This is a genomic window from Vibrio aquimaris (genome assembly GCF_009363415.1).
In the GTDB taxonomy this organism is placed as follows: domain Bacteria; phylum Pseudomonadota; class Gammaproteobacteria; order Enterobacterales; family Vibrionaceae; genus Vibrio; species Vibrio aquimaris.
Genome location: NZ_CP045351.1, coordinates 1,233,933 through 1,254,602 on the forward strand (window position 1 = coordinate 1,233,933; position 20,670 = coordinate 1,254,602).

Annotated in this window: 17 protein-coding genes; 14 read left to right on the forward strand and 3 right to left on the reverse strand. The window is 42.2% G+C overall.

Going from position 1 to position 20,670, the window contains the following annotated elements; genetic code table 11:
- Positions 1 to 42 precede the first annotated feature (42 nt).
- The 13 genes from FIV01_RS19895 (at position 43) to tssG (ending at position 15,526) form a co-directional block, all read left to right on the forward strand.
- Positions 43 to 561, forward strand: coding sequence for an Hcp family type VI secretion system effector (locus tag FIV01_RS19895; RefSeq protein WP_152432675.1), 519 nt, complete (start codon positions 43 to 45; stop codon positions 559 to 561).
- Between the two features lie 71 nt (positions 562 to 632).
- Entirely contained in the window at positions 633 to 2,711 is a 2,079-nt protein-coding gene (locus FIV01_RS19900; protein ID WP_152432676.1) for a type VI secretion system Vgr family protein, read from the forward strand.
- Positions 2,712 to 2,769: 58 nt separating this feature from the next.
- Positions 2,770 to 3,255, forward strand: a complete 486-nt coding sequence (locus tag FIV01_RS19905; protein ID WP_152432677.1) for a hypothetical protein — start codon at positions 2,770 to 2,772, stop codon at positions 3,253 to 3,255.
- Positions 3,256 to 3,274: 19 nt separating this feature from the next.
- Complete coding sequence (locus FIV01_RS19910) at positions 3,275 to 4,597, forward strand: hypothetical protein (protein ID WP_152432678.1); 1,323 nt, start codon at positions 3,275 to 3,277, stop codon at positions 4,595 to 4,597.
- On the forward strand, positions 4,578 to 5,561 hold the full coding sequence (locus tag FIV01_RS19915; protein WP_152432679.1) for a DUF2169 family type VI secretion system accessory protein: 984 nt from the start codon (positions 4,578 to 4,580) through the stop codon (positions 5,559 to 5,561). The genes FIV01_RS19910 and FIV01_RS19915 overlap by 20 nt, the downstream gene beginning before the upstream one ends.
- On the forward strand, positions 5,558 to 6,532 hold the full coding sequence (locus FIV01_RS19920) for a hypothetical protein (protein WP_152432680.1): 975 nt from the start codon (positions 5,558 to 5,560) through the stop codon (positions 6,530 to 6,532). The genes FIV01_RS19915 and FIV01_RS19920 overlap by 4 nt, the downstream gene beginning before the upstream one ends.
- A gap of 176 nt (positions 6,533 to 6,708) precedes the next feature.
- Entirely contained in the window at positions 6,709 to 8,703 is a 1,995-nt protein-coding gene (locus tag FIV01_RS19925) for a serine/threonine protein kinase (protein WP_152432681.1), read from the forward strand.
- A 2-nt stretch (positions 8,704 to 8,705) separates the two neighbouring features.
- Positions 8,706 to 10,271, forward strand: coding sequence for a type VI secretion system protein TssA (gene tssA / locus FIV01_RS19930; protein ID WP_152432682.1), 1,566 nt, complete (start codon positions 8,706 to 8,708; stop codon positions 10,269 to 10,271).
- Positions 10,272 to 10,297: 26 nt separating this feature from the next.
- Positions 10,298 to 10,807, forward strand: coding sequence for a type VI secretion system contractile sheath small subunit (gene tssB / locus FIV01_RS19935; protein WP_152432683.1), 510 nt, complete (start codon positions 10,298 to 10,300; stop codon positions 10,805 to 10,807).
- 9 nt (positions 10,808 to 10,816) lie between these two features.
- The gene (gene tssC, locus FIV01_RS19940; RefSeq protein ID WP_152432684.1) at positions 10,817 to 12,292 is read left to right on the forward strand and encodes a type VI secretion system contractile sheath large subunit; all 1,476 of its coding nucleotides are present in this window, start codon (positions 10,817 to 10,819) and stop codon (positions 12,290 to 12,292) included.
- A 61-nt stretch (positions 12,293 to 12,353) separates the two neighbouring features.
- The gene (gene tssE / locus FIV01_RS19945) at positions 12,354 to 12,764 is read left to right on the forward strand and encodes a type VI secretion system baseplate subunit TssE (protein WP_152432685.1); all 411 of its coding nucleotides are present in this window, start codon (positions 12,354 to 12,356) and stop codon (positions 12,762 to 12,764) included.
- 18 nt (positions 12,765 to 12,782) lie between these two features.
- Positions 12,783 to 14,531 (forward strand): type VI secretion system baseplate subunit TssF, encoded by a 1,749-nt coding sequence (gene tssF / locus FIV01_RS19950; RefSeq protein WP_152432686.1) that lies wholly within the window; start codon positions 12,783 to 12,785, stop codon positions 14,529 to 14,531.
- On the forward strand, positions 14,528 to 15,526 hold the full coding sequence (gene tssG, locus FIV01_RS19955) for a type VI secretion system baseplate subunit TssG (RefSeq protein WP_152432687.1): 999 nt from the start codon (positions 14,528 to 14,530) through the stop codon (positions 15,524 to 15,526). Before tssF ends, tssG begins: the two co-directional genes overlap by 4 nt.
- A gap of 8 nt (positions 15,527 to 15,534) precedes the next feature.
- Here the strand turns inward: tssG and FIV01_RS19960 are convergent, their stop codons facing one another.
- Complete coding sequence (locus FIV01_RS19960) at positions 15,535 to 16,017, reverse strand: GNAT family N-acetyltransferase (RefSeq protein WP_152432688.1); 483 nt, start codon at positions 16,015 to 16,017, stop codon at positions 15,535 to 15,537.
- A 153-nt stretch (positions 16,018 to 16,170) separates the two neighbouring features.
- On the opposite strand from FIV01_RS19960, the gene FIV01_RS19965 reads away from it, so the two are divergent.
- Positions 16,171 to 16,683, forward strand: coding sequence for a GNAT family N-acetyltransferase (locus tag FIV01_RS19965; RefSeq protein WP_152432689.1), 513 nt, complete (start codon positions 16,171 to 16,173; stop codon positions 16,681 to 16,683).
- 103 nt (positions 16,684 to 16,786) lie between these two features.
- Here FIV01_RS19965 and FIV01_RS19970 read toward each other — a convergent pair whose 3' ends face one another.
- On the reverse strand, positions 16,787 to 17,236 hold the full coding sequence (locus FIV01_RS19970) for an Lrp/AsnC family transcriptional regulator (protein ID WP_202408543.1): 450 nt from the start codon (positions 17,234 to 17,236) through the stop codon (positions 16,787 to 16,789).
- A 36-nt stretch (positions 17,237 to 17,272) separates the two neighbouring features.
- Positions 17,273 to 20,668: a type VI secretion system membrane subunit TssM gene (gene tssM, locus FIV01_RS19975; protein ID WP_152432690.1), complete on the reverse strand. Its 3,396-nt coding sequence runs from the start codon at positions 20,666 to 20,668 to the stop codon at positions 17,273 to 17,275.
- Positions 20,669 to 20,670: the final 2 nt, after the last annotated feature.

Below are 20,670 nucleotides of genomic sequence, written 5' to 3' on the forward strand. Positions count from 1 at the left end.
GATTTGGTGAATTTAAATAAAAAAGTTTAGAAGGAATATAAGATGCCAACTCCAGCGTATATGTCTATCACAGGTGAAACACAAGGCAATATCACAGAAAGCGCGTTCACAGCTGAATCAGTAGGTAACACATGGCAAGAAGGTCATGAAGATGAGTTTCTAGTACAGGAACTTGATCACGTATTGACTATTCCACGTGATCCACAAAGTGGTCAGCCAACAGGTCAACGTGTACACAAGCCAGTTGTGGTAACTAAAGCGCAAGATTGTTGTTCACCACTACTGTTTAACGCTCTTGTTTCAGGCGAGAAACTACCTGAGTGTAAAATCAACTTTTACCGTACTTCCGTTCAAGGCAAGCAAGAGCACTACTACACAATCAAGCTTATTGATGCTCTATTAGTTGATATACAAACTCGTATGGCTCACTGCCAAGATGCACACACATCTGACCGTGTAACTGAAGAAGTTCTTAGCTTCACTTACCGTGCAATCGAAGTGACTCACGAAGTTATGGGCAAAGGCGGTAACGACGACTGGCGTGCTCCACGCGAAGCGTAATCGTCAACACGTTAGCGTTATGGGCCAGCTTATGTTGGCCCTAACTTTATTATTTGTATCAGGTAAAAGGTATGACAACTGACGTAGAATTTAAATTTGAAATTCAGGGCACTGGTCATGAGTTTCGCGTTGAAAGCTTTCAAGTAACAGAAGAACTGTCTAAACCATTCCAAGTTAGCCTTTCATTACTTTCACTTGATGCTGATATTACATTTGATGAACTGATTCGCAAACCAGCCTTGCTCACCCTTTATGGACAGGGAATGGGATCGGCGCGTGTGTTTCATGGCATGGTGAATGAAGTACGCTTTGCTGGTCAGGGACGACGTTTTGCTCGATATCAATTAGTGTTGGTGCCGCAAACTTGGTTTATGACTCAAAGGCAAGATTGTCGAATATTTCAGAACCTTTCGGCTCCTGACATTATTTCTCAAGTACTAGATGACGCTTCTGTTACCGATTATAGACTCGATATTACCGGTAATTACCCAGAAAAAGAGTATGTACTTCAGTACCGAGAAAGTGACAGTAACTTTGTCCAACGTATGCTTGCTGAGCATGGTATGTGGTATTACTTTGAACATACTGACGCAAGCCATACCATGGTGATAGTAGACAGTAATGATGCGATACCTGAACTGCTGAGTACACCGCTCAATTCCTCTCATCTTGGGCCTCTTGTGTACCACTCGGAAGCGGGTGGTGTTGCTGATCGTGAACATATCTTCGATCTCGCGGCGATTAATCGGGTGAGAACAGGCAGCACCACATACAGTGATTACAATTACGAGCAGCCGAAAATTCCGCAAGAGATGGGAAGCGATGGCCCACTTGACCAAGATCTTAAACAGTTCGACTACCCAGGACGCTATGTTGACCCTGCTATGGGACAAATCAGAGCGTCTGAGTGGATAGCTGACCATCAGGTTGATAACCAGCAGATAGAAGCCAGCTCAAGCATTATGCGCATCATCCCTGGTTATAGCTTTAGTATTAGTGAACACCCACGCAGAGCGATCAATCGTGACTATACCATGCTATCTGTGGTTCATAGTGGCCATAATCCTCAAGTCCATGAAGATGAAACCAATGGTCTGCCTACGACCTATGAGAATCAGTTTGTTTGTATTCCACGTGATGTGACTTATAAGGCGCCTAAGCTGTCTGCACCCATGGTTGATGGCCCACAAACCGCGGTTGTTGTCGGTCCTGATGGGGAAGAAATATACACGGATGCGTTAGGTAGAATTAAGGTTCAGTTTCATTGGGACCGCTACGGTAATAATGACGAGCATGCGAGCTGTTGGATCCGAGTTAGCCAATCGATGGCAGCACCCACATGGGGAGCAGTGTATCTGCCTCGTATCGGGCATGAAGTTGTGGTGACCTTTTTAGAAGGAGACCCTGATCGTCCACTGGTTACCGGCGCTGTATATAATGGCTTGCATTACCCTCCTTATGCTTTACCGGAGAATAAAACTCGAACCACTTTTCGTACTCAAACCCACAAAGGCACTGGGTACAACGAGCTTAGTTTTGAAGATGAAGCCAATCAGGAAGAAATTTATATCCATGCGCAGAAGGATATGTCGACCAAAGTTCTCAATGATCGTTTCCGAGATATTGGCCAAGACGAATTTTTGAAAGTAGGTCGTCATCAAACCAATGAAGTTCACGGCGATCATCAAGAAACGATTGACGGTCACAAAACCACGCAGGTCAATAGTACCTTCACGGAAACCGTCGAGCAAGATGTAACCGTGACATACAATGCCAATGAAACTCAAACGGTTAAGAACGATTCTACGCTTTCGATCAATGATAATCGTACCACTAAAATTGGTTTAAATGACGATCTCGATGTGGGTGAAAATAGCAACCTTACAGTAGGCGCTTCTCGCTCGGCCGATGTTGGTGCTGATGATAACCTCAGTGTTGGCGGTAATTTAACCGTCGCGGTTAAGGGGAACACTTCCTACAAAGCCGATGCGGCAACTCAGGTCATCAGCGGGGATAAAATAGTGTTGAAGACTGGAGGCTCATCTTTAGTCATGAACAGCGATGGGACGATTAAACTCTCAGGGACCTCGATTACGGTTGAAGGGAGTGACAAAGTCATTATCAAAGGTGGTAATGTGGCGATTAACTAAGGCCTGTTTACCTATTACCCCAAACGCAATTAATGTATAACCATAGTTCGCAGGCCCTATGAAGCAACAAACTTATATAGAGTTATTTGAGCATGAAACACAGCAAGTCGACCAACCGGCTTGCTTTTCCCGTTTTGGTCGAGTGGTGGATTTTAACAAAGCAACCAATAGTGTAAGAATTAACTTTGCCGACAATCCGCTTGAACAACCTATCTGGGCAAGATTAGAACGTCACTTTGAAGCTTCGGAACTTAAATTGTCCGTCGACAATCAAGCACGCTGCTGGGTAGAGTTTGTTAACCAAGACCTAACCTTGCCCGTTGTTACAGAAATCTATTTTGGAGTATCTGGTGACGGTAAAGAATTGATACTCAGTGTTGATAAGTTGACGGTAGAAACGTCGAATGAACTAGCCATTATCAGTGGCAATGCTGAGACTCATTATCGGGGCAAGGAAGGGAGTGTCACGACCGATGCTGAGCATGTAACTTCAAAAGCCAGTGTGGCTCAGAAAATTTTGGGTGGCACGATCGCGATAAATTAGTGATGGTAGATGTTTAACCATGAGACAAAGAATAACCCCAGAACAACTCGAACAGGAGTTCAGTCAAAAAGATGTTGATAAAACGATTGAATCCTTAAGTAAAAGTATTGCAGATTTAGAGCATATCAAACCTAGTTGGCTGTCATTTTGTCGCGAAAAATCACAGCTTGCTAGCGACTCTTTTTCATTTCTATTTAAGCAATGGGTGCGCCTGCACCGTAACGGTTATCCAAGCGTTAAACAAGACTACTTGAGATTAGTTGAACGTCAAATGATGGAGCTAAAGCAAGTCTATATTGCTTTGTTTAACCTCCATCCAGGATTGATTTACGAGCAAAGAGACGCTTCACCAGAGCTTTTTGTATGGCTGATGCTTGAGCCTGAGTTTTCCGATGATCCGTTTCACCTTGATGCGGCTTTATCTTCAGTGCAAGATATGCACTCAGATATCGCCATGCTAATGTTTGTGCAAGCAAAAGTAGCCAATTTAGATAAAGTGGTCGCTCAGTACATAGAAGGCGGAGTGGATAATAAGCAATGGTGCTTTGAGCTACTAAAATGGCGCCAAACATTGAGCATTGGTCTTACCAAGTATTGGCTAAAAAACAATACCCTCAATGAATCGACGTTACACGAAACCTTGACTAGATTTGATGTTTCGGAAAGTACGGAGTGGTTGAGCCAACAAAACAGAGATGAAGATTATCTGTTTGAGTTGTTACTAGCCAAGCATAATAGAGGTTCTTGGTTTAGAAAACGTTTTGGCACGCAAGAATCTGCTCTCTCCAGCAGTAAGCTGATCATTTACGCAAAATTACTCGATCTTAAGGAGTTCGATCAGTTCGACCCCACCAGCCATAAGGCGCCAATTCAATTGTTTTTGTCAGCTCATCCTAAATGGATAGATATCACGATCAACCATTTAATTTGTTTAGACGATGAAGATGAAGCGACAGAGTGGTTGTTTTCACTCTACACCATCTATGGTGATGCTTTTCCTTTAAAACCGAACGAACTGGACATCGAGTATGACTTGGAAGAGGCAAAAAGAATCATACAAGATTGGTATGAAACGCAAAGTCACCTACCGAACAAGCAATTACGATGTGGTGAGGTCATGAGTTATCAAACGAGCATACGAGCGATGCAAGATCCCTTAGTTCCCAAAGACTATCGAGAGTGGATATGGCGTCAGCTTTGCATTAATGGTCGAGTCTATATGCCTTGGCATTGGATTATGCCTTGTTACCAGCAAGATTGGGTGTTTGACAAAATGCAGCAGCAGACGGCTGCTTCAGAAAGATTTGACTTAAGGGATCAGAATGCAACTGTGGGATATTGAGCAGACTGAAGGTGTGCTTGTCAAAGGGCGATTTCAACGAGATGAAAATGGACATGAGGTATGGGTCCTAACGGCAAAGCGTCAATGGAACTTTGTTGACAACCAATGGCAAGAAGTAGAGGCGGAGGAAATTTATGACGATCCTGTACAGCTTGCCGAGCCTAATTCTTCAGTAATGAAAATAGATCATGAGTTTGCCGTTACTAAACAAAATACCGATGTGCTGGTCTACGGTAAAGCGCGAAGCTACGCGAAACGTCCAGTGATCTATCATGAATGCCGTGTTCTTATTGATGGTCACATTGATAAAACTATCTCAGTTCACGGAGAGCGCCAATGGATTCGCCACGGTGGTGCGATAACCGTTTCAAACCCTAAGCCTTTTATTGAAGCAGATATCCACTATGGTCATGCGTTAGGAGGGGATAAACGCAACCGTGTTGGATGCGGCATTGCTTCAAGCACCGAACAGTTATTGGAAAAACCGGTTCCTAGCGTATTTTTTCCGAGGGAAAATTGGGCACCAAACAGCAAAAATGTTCGAGTGGCAGGACTTGGGCCGATCGCGCCTTTTTTTGCTGAAAGGGCTCAGTATGCAGGCACGTTTGATGAGCATTGGCTTGAGCATCGCCGTCCTCTATTACCCGAAGATTTTGACCAGAAGTTTTATCAATCTGCCCCTTCTGATCAGCAGTGTTGTGGCTTCCTAGAAGGCTCTGAACGACTAATGATGAGTGGTTTCAATCACGATGATGTGATTACATTTCGTCTACCGACAGAAAAATATGTCGCGCAAGTGCTTATAGGAGAGGATAGCCTCATAGCTCCAATGCATATATACACTTTGTATGTTGATACTGAGCAAATGACACTGACAGTGAGCTACGGCGCTTCGTTTCCATGCCAAGGGAAAGAGCACTTACTAGTCTCTTCCAAGGTGTCCCAGTCAAAGGAGAAAGCATGAGTCAGTTGTTTGGTCGGTATGTACTAGATACAGAAGTAGTCACTCCCATGGGAATGAATCTTGAGCTGTCATTGGCTATCGCTAAGGCCGATTTGTCACGATTCAATCAGCATCAAACTGATACTGGAGAGAAATATATCTTTTCTAAGATAGATTTTCTGGATGCAGACGATAGATTTGAGCGCTTCATAGAAATGATTGATTTATTGATCAATTCACTGCTGAACAAACTTCCAAAAATGCTCAAACCTATCCCTGTCATAGTGTCGGTACCCGAATCGGTCGACGGCAAGAAAGTGATGGTTTGGCTAGAAGAATGTGAACACTCTAAGTGGTTGTCAAAATTTGAAATAGTACACTCTAGTGGACCTAGGTTTATTGAGCAATCTTTACAACTGCTCGAGCACCATGACGCTATCATTAGCATTGCTGCCGATTCATTGTTTGACCAGCTTGAAGCCTTTATTTCTCAATCTAAAGTAATGGGAGATAAAAGCCCTTGGGGAATGATTCCCAGCGAAGGTGGTGCGGGTGTCATTTTAACTAGAAAAAACATCATTGAGACACTTAAACTCCAACCTCTCGCTATGCTCGAATACTTTATTTCTGAAAAGGACTGCAATGATAGGCGAGGTATGATGAAGTTAGTGCGAAATGCAGCGCGCACCTACCAACATTTAGGCCGTGTTTATACGGATATGCAGAACTCTCGAGACCACACTGAAGATTATGGTTTTGCTCTGGGCGCAAAAGCAGAGAAATTTGATAACCCTCAGCAACCGTTTTTAATTAATGACCTCTGGGGTACTTTGGGACAAGCATCATCTTTGGCCTTACTTGCTGCTTTCACTCAGGTCCATTCAAGTGCTGACAGCGCTTCTTTGCTGATGTTTGGTAATAATGGTGACCGAGGTCTATTAACACTCTCCCTGTGTACAGACAATAAAGTTGATTCTTTAAACTTTAAATAATAACTATATCTATAAAAAAAGCGTCAAAAGAATCATGTATTTTACCTAGTTCACCGTCATTCTGACTAAATTACTAGATATAGTGGGCTTTTTATTTTTACCTAGTTGAAAAGTAATATTCAAAATAATTAATATGCCTATCTAGTAAATATTATCAGCTGGCTAAAGAGTAGAACGTGTCTGATCAAAATGGGTCAAGTGATAGCTATATCAATCAACTAGTGCACAAAGCGATTGAGAGAAAAAAACACTTAGAGCATCAGGAAGCACAGCGGAATAAGCCTAAGTTAGAGTATGTTTTATTCTCCCAGTTTGATGTTCTGGAATCATTTCCATCAAAGAACGGCAATACAACGCTTTATCATCTAGCAAAACAGGGTGAACCGGAGAAGCAGGTTTGCTGTAAGGTGGCGAATGAAGGGACGTCTAGTCACGAACAGTCACTCTTGATTGGTGAAGCAAGTAAACTGGAGATATCTCAGCACCCTAGCGTTGCCGACTTTATTAAAGTCGGTAATGAATTTGATCGTCCATATATCATGTATGAGTGGATAGATGGCGAATCGCTAGCGGAAAAAATTGAAAGACACAATAAAAAGGGTTTTCGACACGATCACATTGCTTGGCTCATCTACCAATTAGCTGGCGCGCTTGAATATATGCATACTCGCGGAGTTTGCCACCTTGATATTAAGCCTGCAAATATTCTGGTGGCCGAAGACGATAGTATAAAGTTGATCGATTTTGGTGCTGCTCGCTATTCAGATGAGGAGCAGAGCCCTACTGAAGTTAGCATGAATTATGCGTCTCCAATGTATGTAGAAAGCGGCATCGCCAAACCTCAAGATGACGTTTACTCTTTAGCATTGCTAACGGGACACTTATTTTTAGGTTCTACTTTTGGCGACGTTTGGCGTCACCTTTTGGGGCAGAAAAAGCGCTGTCGTTTGATTCCCAAGCATGTCTGGCTGTTAATCAAAAGTGTACTTAACAAGCCTCGCTCGCATGGCTATACCGCAATTTCATTTGCTCAGGCACTGGCGAGAATCGATACACAAGCGCTCAAAACAGACAATAGTGCTCCTTTGTTTTCTAACCTGAGGAATGCTGATCTTGTTCTTACAAAGCATAGTGCTGCCGACAAGTTTTCACTTGGCCGTTTTAAATATTTAGAGGCGGCACTAGTCGCGTCGGTGCTTTTGGTGAGCGGAACCTATACCTATGATTATTTGCAGCCCGAGTGGAAACCTTCTCCCAAATCGGGCTTTACCGAATCAGTGACAGTAGCGAAGACGATTAAACCCGCTCAAACGGCCTCGTTTCTTGCTCAGCCACCATGGAAAATTGAATATGCGTTAGACGATATGTCAGATGATCTTGTGTTGATGGCACCATATCAAGAAGCCTATCAGGTTCAGCAGGGTAAGTTGCTCGATGTATACCAAGATAACCAAGACAATCTGATTGAAAGAAGAAATGTTGCTTCTGCCTTGCCTCAAAACTTACAGGAAATTCGTTCCGACTTGGTTACCTTACAAGCCAATTTAAATAATGACGGCGTTTTATTTGCGAAAGCTCAGCGTTCACTGAATAAAGTGATGGCGAACCTCAACCGTCTTAACGTTCAAGCGCAACAAATGGCTAATTTTATGGGGCGTCAGGACAACGAATTAGTGGATCTGATCCTGAGCGGGCAAGCGAGAGCTGTTGATGACTACATGAAAGCAGCATGGGCTAATCATCAGGCTGAGTCTTACTACTATAGCCAAGTTCTTCCCGGTGCTTTACTGGACAAAGTGTATGCGGCGATCGATACCAATGCTGAGCAACATTACTATTCGCGTGCTATTGAACAAGCGCAAGTGGCGAAGCAGTTTTACGGAAATACGCCTGAACTGGCCGCTAAAATTAGAGCGCTTAAAGTCGCGAGAAGTGAATACATCCTATTTAGTACAGTGACGGAACAATCCATATTTGGCAATGCAAAGTTGAATGCTTCGCTGCTGGAACTCGAAAAGAACGCACCGAAAAAGTTCGGTGAAGTCACAGAGTTGCTCAACAGTATGGCCAAGGATGCCATTCGTAAAAGTCATCAACAATCCAAACCTGCCCGAGGTGCGCTGGCTGTTCAGAGGGCAATCAGTGATTATCATCCTGATGTAAGGAGCTAACTTTGGTCCAAGATATTCAAGTACTTCTCAAGCCTATCAACGCCACGTCTCCTGTTGGAGAAGATGCGCGCTATGAGTTTAGCTATGAAATGATGGAATCTGAAGTGAAAAAGTTCGGTTCATTGTTTGGCGAAACTGTCGATTGGAAAGTTGTGGAAGATCATGCGACTCAAGTTTTAACTGGGCATAGTAAAGATTTCAAAGCCATGTGTTACCTGACTCGCGCTATGGTTGAAGCCTGTGGTCTAGAGGGGTTAGACAAAGGGCTTAACCTAATTGGTCAATCGCTTATTTGTTTTGGCTCTGATTTATACCCACGTCGTAAACGAGGCAGAGATGGTGCTGTTGAGTGGCTAAATCACCAAATGAAACTTGTGCTGCCCAAGTTAGAAGCCAAACAGTTAACATGGGAAAGTATTTCCGGTTGCATCGATAGTGTTGAGAATATACAACGTCATTTCGACGAAATATTTCAAGATTCAGAGGCTGACTTTTTCGAACTCAAAAATGAATTAACTCGTTTATCACAAACTTTTTCTTCGGACGAAAAACATTCGGTAAACTCTGGTGGGCATGAGCCGCCAAGCGACAATCAAAGCTCTCAGGCAGAGGATAAAAATCAGGTTACTAATGCCTCTGCAATGACGAAAGTAGAACCGTTGGATCTAGAAGTGTCTGAAGCAATTGTCACTCAGAAGAAAGAACTTGATATTGACACCGATTTTTCGTCCCCGACAGCATCGAAAAGGACGTTGAAAAAAGTCGCTGAAGCTATTCTTAGTGCCGAACCAGAGCTGCCTTTGTCATATCGTATTCATCGCCACCTTACTTGGTCTGATATTACAGAATTGCCAAGTCATCAGAATCAAGAAACACCGTTAATTCTTGCTGTATCGCAAGATAAACAGGCTGAATATAGTGATAAGGCCAAGCAAGAAAGTGATATAGACACAATAAAGCGCCTTGAGCGTACCTTAACCGATGCCCCTTTTTGGCTTACTGGGCATTTCTATGTTTATCAAATGTTGAAAAACCTCAACTTAGAAGAGGCAGCGCAAGCGGTTCATGAAGAAGTGAATCAGTTTGTTCAGGCGCTGCCGGGTATAGAACAGCTTTCATTTAAAAATTCGATACCGTTTGCTAATGAAGCGACGGTGGAGTGGCTCAGTAAATTTGGTCGCTCCAATAAAGGTTCAGATCAGCAAACCATGCCTCAGGTTGTGATTGCTGAAGATGACCTCGTATCGATGGACGATGTAACTCTCGAAAATTTGGGAGAGCGCGTAGCAGAAGTGGCTCAAAACCTAGCGCTAGATAGCTCTGGGAGAGGGCAATTTATGCTGCATTTACAAATCGTAAAAGCTTACCAAGCTGTTGGTCTTTACGCTCTATGTTTACCTTATCTTGAAAAGTTATGGTCAGTTAGAGATGAAATGAACCTGTTCAGCTGGGAACCACACCTCTCTTTGCAATTAGATGATTTTTCCCAAAAGATTCTTAAGCAGCTTTATCCATCCAGGGAGCAGCTGCCAGAAAAGTTTGAGGCGTGGGAGTCAATCTACAACTAACAATACAATTAGATAAGGAACTAATTATGTCACGCGATGGCTCGGTAGCTCCTAAAGAGCGAATTAATATCCGTTATGTTCCAGCGACAGGTGATGCGCAAGAAGACGTTGAACTGCCGCTGAATATGATGGTTGTCGGTGATTTCACCGCTCGCTCTGACGACACGCCAATTGAAGAACGTACGCCGATCAACATTGATAAAGACAATTTTAACGAAGTTCTCGAAGGTTATGCTCCTAACCTTAAAGTTAACGTTGAAAACCGTCTGACTGATGAAGAAGGCGCACAGCTTGCCGTTGACCTAACGTTCAAGGACATGAAGGACTTTTCACCAGAGTCCATCGCTAAAAGTGTCCCTGAATTAAACAGCCTTCTTGAACTGAGAGAAGCTCTGGTTGCGTTAAAAGGTCCGTTAGGCAATGTACCTGCTTTCCGCAAGAAGATCGCTGCGGTTCTTCAGGACGAAGAAGCTCGTAAGAAACTACTCGAAGAACTCAGCATTGGTGAAGATCAAGACGCTGAAAAGGCTGAATAAGAGGATAATATGACAGCAGAAGCACAAGCTCCGGAACAAGAAGCGGCCTTAGCTGACTCTGGCTCCCTTCTGGACAGTATTCTAACTGAGACAAGATTAAAGCCAAGCGATGAAGGTTTTGACGTTGCCAAACGTGGCGTTGAAGCATTTATCGGTGAGCTACTGAGCAGCAGCACGACTGAAAAAGTTGATCAGTCATTAGTCGATCTTATGATCAGTGAGATTGATCAAAAGCTTTCCAAACAAGTTGATGCCATCCTTCATAACGAAGAAGTTCAAGCGATTGAATCAACATGGCGTGGATTGAAATATCTTGTTGATCATACTGATTTCCGTGAAAATATTCTGATTGAATTGATTTCGGCGAAAAAAGATGAGGTTCTCGACGACTTTGAAGACGCGCCTGAAGTGGTCAAGTCTGGTCTTTACAAGCAGATTTACACTCGTGAATACGGTCAATTCGGTGGTAAACCTGTTGCCGCTGTAGTGTGTGACTATCAGCTAACGTCTTCTAGCCCAGACATCAAACTGATGGAATATATGGCTAATGTTGGTGCTATGTCTCATGCGCCATTTATTACCTCAGCATCTTCTCAGTTCTTTGGCTTAGATAGCTACGAAGAGCTACCTAACATGAAAGACCTTAAGTCTGTATTTGAAGGTCCTCAATATACTAAGTGGCGTAGTTTGCGTGAACATGAAGATTCTCGCTACCTTGGCTTATGTACCTCTCGTTTTATGCTTCGCAATCCTTATTCTGTTGAAGATAATCCGATCAAGGCCTTTGATTATGATGAGTCAGTTGCTGATGACCACAACAACTTTTTGTGGGGTAACTCAGCGTATGCAATGGCGTCAAAGATCAGTGAGTCGTTCGCTAAGTATCGTTGGTGTCCAAACATTATAGGTCCTCAAAGTGGTGGTGCAGTTTTCGATCTACCTGTCTACAACTTTGAGTCTATGGGACAGATCGAAACTAAAATTCCAACTGAAATTTTGGTTTCTGACCGTCGCGAGTTTGAACTTGCTGAAGAGGGCTTCATTGCTCTAACCATGCGTAAAGGGTCTGACAATGCGGCCTTCTTTTCCGCAAACTCAATCCAAAAGCCTAAGGTTTTCCCGAACACGCCGGAAGGGAAGAACGCGGAGATGAACTACAAGTTAGGGACTCAACTGCCTTATATGTTCATCATCAACCGTTTAGCCCACTACATCAAGGTGTTGCAACGTGAGCAAATTGGTTCATGGAAAGAGCGCACCGACCTTGAAATTGAGCTGAACAAATGGATTCGTCAATATGTTTCTGATCAAGAGAATCCACCAGCAGAAGTACGTGGTCGTCGTCCTCTACGTGCTGCTAAGGTTGAAGTATCGGATGTTGAGGGTGATCCAGGCTGGTATAAAGTATCAATGTCTGTGCGTCCTCACTTCAAGTATATGGGTGCGAGCTTCGATCTTTCTTTGGTTGGTAAACTAGACCAGTAATCTAAGTAGGTTACTAATAGCGAACGGCCAGTTTTTCTGGCCGTTCTTTTTGAGGTAAAACATGGAAAAAGGTTATCGCTTACTTGAACGTATCGAACTAGGTGAACCCAAGAGTTGTTATGAAAAAGTGATATCTCATAAACACTTGGTCGACTCAATTCATATTCATCTTGCAGATCTGCTCAATACCCATGCGGGGAATGCAATGATAGACAATGATTATGGCCTTCCTGATTTTAATGATGTACTGGCCAGTCAATCAAACTTGATACGCCATATTCAGCAGAATATACGCACGACAATAAACAAGTTTGAACCTAGGCTTGGCAATATTGAAGTGACTTATCGTCAGGACTTTCATAATCCCTTACAACTGAGTTTTGGTATTACAGGTGAAGTAAACCATAACGGTGGTCAGGTTCCAATGTCTATCAATGTGTTTATGGGCGTTGATGGTCAATTCAACGTCTAAAGTCAGGAGTAATACTTAGTGAGCTGCAGTAAATATTTTCAAGATGAACTTTCTTACCTTCGAGAAGCCGGAAGTGAGTTTGCTAAATATCATCCTAAATTGACAAACTTCCTAGGTGAAGGGGTTCATGATCCTGACGTAGAGCGCTTGCTTGAAGGGTTTGCATTTCTAACAGGTAGAATTCGAGAGAAAATCGATGACGAATTGCCAGAGCTGACTCAGTCACTCATGACCTTGCTTTGGCCTCATTATATGCGTTCGATACCTTCTATGTGCATCTCTGAGCTCACGCCACATATAGGAAGCCTGACAGAAAAAACCATAGTCGAACGTGGCATTGAAATGGCGAGTGAACAGGTAGAAGGGACCCAATGCCTATTTAGAAGTTGTTATGATGTCGCTTTATATCCTATCAATATTACTAAAGTTGAACAGTCTAATAGCCGAACCAGCTCTAGTGTCGATGTATCGATTGCGGCTGAGTTTGGTCAAGATTTATCAAGGTTGAAGATGGATTCACTACGTTTCCACCTTCATGGAGAACTGCATATTACTCGTAGTGTTTATCTGTGGTTGTTTCGCTATCTAGACTACGTCGAACTTGATCTTGGAGGCGGTTTTACACATAGGCTACCCGCTTCTTGTATTAAACCTGTTGGTTTTAGTGACGACGAGGCCATCCTTCCATACAGCAGTAACTCTTTTGCTGGCTACCGTTTATTACAGGAATATTTCTCTCTGCCAGAGAAGTTTATGTTTTTTGATGTCACAGAGCTAGGTTGGTTGTCTGGGGTGTCGCAGCGCTCAACAATGAAAATATCTTTTGTGTTTAAGCGTGCTCTGCCTTCGGAAGTTATCCTTAAAGATAAACACTTGAGATTACACTGTACACCAGCCGTTAATTTGTTTAGTAAAGACTCAGACCCTATTCGTTTAGAGCATCGTCGAAGTGAATACAAAGTGAGGCCCCAGAGTAGTAACCAAGCTCACTATGAAGTGTATTCGATCGGCAAAGTAGAAACGTGGAGCAAAAATGAGCGTAGCCGAAAGAGGCTGATTGAGTTTGAGTCTTTCGAGCATCAAATTAACCAGCGTGATAAACGAGAATTTTTTAAAACAAAAGTGTCAAGTCGTATCAGCGGGAGAGGCCTTGAGCGCTACATTTCGTTTCATACCCACAACAGTGACATTGCTGAACTTGGTTCTGAAACGGTATTAATGAAGCTCACCTGCAGCAATGGTGACTTGGCTGAAAGGTTATCAGTAGGCGACATTGCATACACATCGAGTAATTCACCGACGTACGCTAATTTTACTAATATTACCAAGCCAACCCAGTCTGTTAGCCCGCAAGTTAATGGTGAATTGCAATGGCAATTGATTGCCAACATGTCACTGAACTATTTATCGCTGGCAAACATTGATGTGCTTAAAGTACTCCTCTCGACTTATGACTTCCATTCCCGCGTTGATCGCCAAGCCCATCGAGCTTCGATACATAGGTTAGATGGGATCAAGAAAAGTGAAATGCAGCCCGCCGATAGAGTATTTCGTGGTACAGCGGTCAGGGGTACTCAGTTTAATCTCACCGTAGACTCCTCCTACTTTGTTAATGAGGGTGATATGTTTTTATTAGTTAGTGTGTTGAATGAGTTTATACGTTTATATTCGAGTTTGAACTCTTTCACCGAGCTTGAAGTTTTTGATGAAAAAACGGGTGAAAACTATCACTGGCCAAGTCTTATAGGGCAGCAGACAGTATTATGATTGAGCAGATTGAGAAACGGACGCATGAGTTTGGATTTTTCCAAGCAGTGTCACTGCTGGAGAAATATTATCAGGCTGAAACGGACTTTAGTTATCAAGGGATTGGCCAGAATAAATATATTTCTGATGAACATATACGTTTTAGTGTTTCGCCAAGTCTCGCGTTTCCGAAAAGTGATATTGATTACGTTGCTCATTTTGAGATGGAGGGAAACACTTATACTCGAGTGGAGGTTAGCTTTCTTGGGTTACATGGTTCAAGTTCTCCTCTTCCATCATCGTATACAGAGAAGCTGACCGGTCGTGAAGATGAAGACAACCCAGTAAAACAGTTCTTTGACTTTTTCCACAATCGATATTTGTCTTTAATTTATCGTGTTTGGAAAAAGTACCGATACCATATTCAATATCAAAGTGAAGCGAAAGACCCATTTTCTGCTCGTATGCTGCATCTTCTTGGTTTGTCGTCAGTTATGCAAGATGCGAAAGTCAGCGAACTAGATAGAGCTAAACTGCTATCTTATGTGAGTCAACTTTCCACAAGGACACGCTCCCCTAAACTGATATCTGGCATTGTTGCGCATTATTTCAATTTAGAAAGTGTGTTTGTCGATGAGTGGGTTTATCGGCGAGTTGAAATACATCACTCCCAGAGAAATCAGTTGAACCATAGTAACTGTGTACTAGGTCATGATCTTCATTTGGGTAAATCCCTGCCAGATTTAGTGGGCAAGTTTAATTTACGTATAGAAGATATAGACTTTTCAACCTATCAAACATTCTTACCTGGCAGAAGCAACTATAAAACGCTGGTGGGCTTAATGCAGTTTATTTTACGTGACCCTTTAGCTTGGGACATGATCATGAAAGTAAGGCTTGAAACTATTCCGAAAAATACCTTAGGGAAGGGAGAGGGGAATTTACTTGGTCAAACATTGTGGCTGGGCGCTCCCGCGAGAAAAGATGTGTCGATAAAACAAATTGGTCAGTTGTGATGATGTAGTTATAACTGGATTTCCATTCTGGTTGCTGGATAAGTGTAAAAATACTCCTTGCCAATTATATGTCCACCAAGATTTTCGTAGTATGCATTCATTGAGGTTTCTAACGTTGTCAACTGCATAAAATCAGCCTGATAGGTGCGGCAAATTTGTTTCGCTAGTTCTACTGTTTTGGTGCCTATGTTTGCTGAGCGATATTTGGGTGTAATATACAGATAATTCAAAAATAGCGTATTGTCTTGCGACTCACAATGTTCAATTGCAAACATACCAACAGGGGAGTCCTGTATGAATAAACCGTACATTTCAGGGATACCATCAGACTCTATGTATTGCTTAAATAACTCTGTGCGAAACTCGACGCCTTTATTTCTTACATAGCCCCATTCGCTCTCTGCCCATTGAGCAAAAAGAGAGAAATATTCTGGATAATGGATTAAATTAATCGCAGAAACTTCGCCATGTTTTTCGCTGATAAACTTCATGATTTATTGGATTGTGTTACGGATTGCATAGACAGAAAATATAAGCAATCATAGCATTTAAATAAAGAAAAACTTCGTGGATTTATACAGTTAATCGCATTGCTATTGCCGTGAGGTCAAGCCCTATAACATCTGTTTGAGCATGGAGAAACAATGGAAATTAGAACCGAGCGTCTGGTTATGACGCAGTTGAAAGTGTGTGATCGTGATCTGTATTATGGTTTACATTCCGATCCTGAGATTATCGCATTATGTTTTGATGAGCCATCAAGTGACGAGCTAGATGCAAAATTTGAATCTTGCTTACCTGCTTGGAATAGAGAGTCTGGACACTGGCTTTGCTTGACAATCTCAATTTTGGAGACGAATGAAAAGGTTGGTATTACAGGATTCAAAATAAAAAATAGTGTGGCAGAGGTTGGGTATTTGTTGCTACCGAGTTTTCATGGTGTGGGTTTTGGCACTGAATCATTAAAAGCATTGCTCAATTGGGCCAGAATGAACTGCGGTATTACCGAGTTTAGTGCTGTCGTCACTGAGGGCAACATAGGCTCGGAGCGTGTGTTAGAAAAGTGTGGTTTTACTCTTCAAAAAATAATACCTAATGCATATCAAATTGGCGATCGTGTGTATGCCGACCATTGGTATGGTATTTGTAATACCTAAACAATATTCGCTTGAAAAAAGCAAAAAGCCACATAAAGATATGTGGCTTTAAATTTATATCTAGGCCCAAGGTTAGAAAGTGTCGTAATTGTGTGTATGGGCCTTATCGTCGAATCGGTTCGTGCAATACCACAGTGTTATTTAAGGACTCAATACCATTAAATGACTCTATTTCATTGCACAGGGTATGTATCGACTGAAGATCGGGTGCTTCAATGAGAACAATAATATCGTACGCGCCACCGACAATACTGGTTACTCTTACCTCTGGAAGCTCTTTTAGCGCTTCCGTGACATTATTCTTCTTACCTTTTTCACAAGAAATCAGTAGGTAGCTAGACGCCGGCCTATCATCTTTCTCTACTCGGATTTGAGCGGTATAGCCTTTTATGATACCGGTTTTTTCCAGTCGACTGATTCGCTCAGCGACGGCGGTACGTGATAAGCCAATATTTCGCGAAAGATTCGCTATTGACTCTCGGCCATTTGACAAAAGACTTGAAAGTATTTTCCTATCTAATTTGTCTAATCCTTGAAGGTTAGTAGTTGACATTATATCCTGCCTTACGTTGTTTTTATTAGTCTGCTTTTATAAATTGATGGTTTCGGGTAGTGAGAAGTTATACAGCTCAGCTAAAGTAAACGGGTTCTTTTGCGCGAGCGGCTTTATTCTCAGTTTCAAGTCTCGACCTGAAACAGTTATATCACTAACAAAGCTACCATCATGCTGATTTGTTAGTGTTGATTGGCCCAACAGTCGGTAGATTGCCCACTGACCATCCTTGCTCAATACATATTGTTTACCTTCATCGGTAACGTCTTGAATTGTTATACTTACGTTGAACTCACCACTTTTGGGTGGCCATTCCAATTCTTGAATTCGACTCGGCCCATGGTAATAGCTCATTTGTGAATCTGCGACTGACACGGTCGCGCGTATTGCACTTGAGTCTAAGTCAAGCACTTTGGTCGTAAATGGGATAGACACACGGTTGGTACTCTTATTAATTAAGGTGTCTCGTATTACATTATAATTTTTAAGTTGTACCAAAAGCTGCGGTGTAAGAGGCATAGTTTCACCTTCAACACGCTTTGGAGACCAAAGGTTAGTATCGTAAAACGAAGCTAGATTTTGTTGGACAAAAGTATCTATGATCCCACCTTTTGCAAACAGTAGCTCAAAGTCTTCTAACGTGATTTCTTCCTCAGCGTTTAAGTCGAATGGATACTTGTTAAGCGCTAACTCTGTATATTTGGTATATACCTCGCTATACCATTGGTCTTGAATACCTTTTGCTGACTCTGCGATCATGACAGACCAACTCTGTTGAACCAAGCCTGATAGCCAACTGCGTACAGGTTCAGGTGACTTCTGAGCAATTTGCTTGAGGCGTATGATGGGATCGGCTTCAGAGCTTTGCATACGTTTTCGCGCAGCAAGCAATGAGGCCATTTTCGGGTCTGGTGAGTCGGCAATGTCCTTCATATATGTGCGTAGCTGACTCAATGCTGTGACGATTTCATCCCATGGAGTAGGGGAGTTTGGCGTTTCATTAATTTGCAATTGATTCAGTTGATAGAAAGCTTGTTCTACTCGCCGCATGAGTAAGTAGTCTGGTTGTACAAATTCTTCCGCTGAATTGGCAGCCTTATCGATGGCTTCTGTTGCCAGTTTAGGCAGTTTATTAGCGAAAAGCTCTTTATTACCTGTTGGTGAGAAATGCGTGTTCGAGTAGACCTGCTTCAACACAGTAGTAAGGGGTGATGATGGTCCTGATACCAGATCAATCGCGTTAGTAAGGTCACCAATGGAGTCATACTTTTTAACTTTTAACTCACTCAGTGCGTTGCGCCAATAAGTAACATAATCATCAGCGTATCGCTTGCGGATTTTGTCTTTAAAGACAGAGAGCTCCTTTTTACTTGGAATCACATTCTTAGACAGTCCTAACACCCAGTTATTGGCGATTACATCTTTAGACATAAGATCAACTCGTGGACGATAAAAAGTGCTGAACCCAGTCGCAGTGTAGACTTTACTGATATCAATTAATTGCTGATCAACTTTGTCGTTGAAGACATTATTGAAGTCAAAGCCCACGGCACGCTCTAAATTAAGAGTCCCAAGATCAATAGCTTCAGCCTGATGAATTAACTGAGCATAGACAAGATCGATATTCGATTGTGCGAGCAATGTTCGGCGTGTAGCTCGTACAATTCCCATATTAATATCGACGGGAGGGAAGTCAGTTCTGAAATATGCATTCAGGTATTTCATGGTTGTGCTGACTTGCTCTGACTCGCCAATTACCTTAGATAAGGTTGAGTTGGTTTGTGCAGTCATATAAGCCAAATCACGCTTATTTGGCTCTTTTAACATCAGGTAGCCTTTCAAAACGGGTAGGGCTTTAAGCGGTTGATCCTGATATTTGGTTAACTGCACACGATATGTTTGCTCGATAACCGGTACTAACTCTTTTTGTATTGAGTCAATGAGGGCCTGATAAGCCATCTTAGTGGTCGGCTCTAATCGGCTTATATGAAGAGAAAGCATCTCTTCGTCCATGGCCTTACTGCCTTCTAACCAAGCATCATAGATGGGGTTAATCTTCTTAATTGCATTTGCCAAGCTTTCGTCTAATTGTCGACTTGAGCTCAGCTGAACAGTTTCTGTTTCAATATCTAGTAATTGGTATATCACCTTTAAGTTGCTATCAAGAGTTGTTCCTAAAAGGTAAGCACCTCCGGAAAGAAACAGAATAGAGGCAGCCATGGCTAATCGGCTTTGCCTAAGTATACGCTTAAGGTAATTCTTGTTTTCGCCTGCAAAATCGGCCTCAGGCAGTATCTGAGATTCGACTAAGAAACGAGTAAAATACGATGTTTCAGAGAGTTGAGTATGCTCCGAAGCAATGATCGGTAAATTAAAGTAACTGCTGCAACTTTTAGCAAGTAAGTTGTACTTGCGTCCACCCTGCAGGCATGAAGCGAAAAATAGTTCTCGAAGGTCGAGATAATAGGCTCCACGATTGACGTCGCATAAACGTTGTACGACATACTCTATTTCCTTTTGGCATATCTCTAGCTGTTTAGGAAAAGCTAGAATAGCTTGTTTTTCTTTTGTGTCGTTTGAGGCAGAGGTAGAGTCTAGTGCATTACTTTCGATCACCCTTATAAGGTTTTTAAAACTATCGCGATAGTAATCGACAAGAACACCTTTAGAGTCTTTTAGAGCAATTGATAGGTACTCGATGTTGTGTTTAAGAGGACTCTGCTGAACATATTCTTTAAAGCCTTGAAGCTTGTCTAATTTAGAGATCACCATATAAATGGGAAGCGCTGTACTTGTTCTATCACAAATAGATGAAATACGTTCGATAAGCGCGGTAAGAGTATAATCGATCTGCTCTTCTTCAGAAATAATCAAAAACTCGAGATCGGTGAAAAACAGGCAACCAGCAAATGGTTTACGTGGTCGACTTTTTAGTATTTCTGTAATCAGTGTTGTCCATAGTGACGAGTCGGAAGCGGACACTTCTTGAAAGACTAAACGTTGATCAGGTTTTAAATAGATAGCATCATCAGATTCATACCACTCAAAGAAGTCATTTTTCTTCGTCTTTGAATTGTCCAAGGCTTTGATAGCATTTGAACTAAACAGGAATTGCTTTTTGCCAGCCGCTCGGTTGCCCAACATCAAATATATCGGTTTAGCTTTAGAGTTATTAAGCAGAGGTCTAATGACTAGGCTTAATGCCTCCTCTTCTGTTTCAAGCTGTTGGTCTTTATTCTGCTTTCTTTTTCTAACAAAAAGAACGGCTTGATAGGCTAGAAAAATGAGTGCTATAAGACCAATGCCGATAAACCAAATAGTCTTTGTTACAGTATCGGGCGCCCAAAAGTGTGCTGCTGAGAGTCCACCAATAAACACTATAGCGAGTACAGTGGATAGAAATATAGGATGACGTATTATATTTTTTAACATGA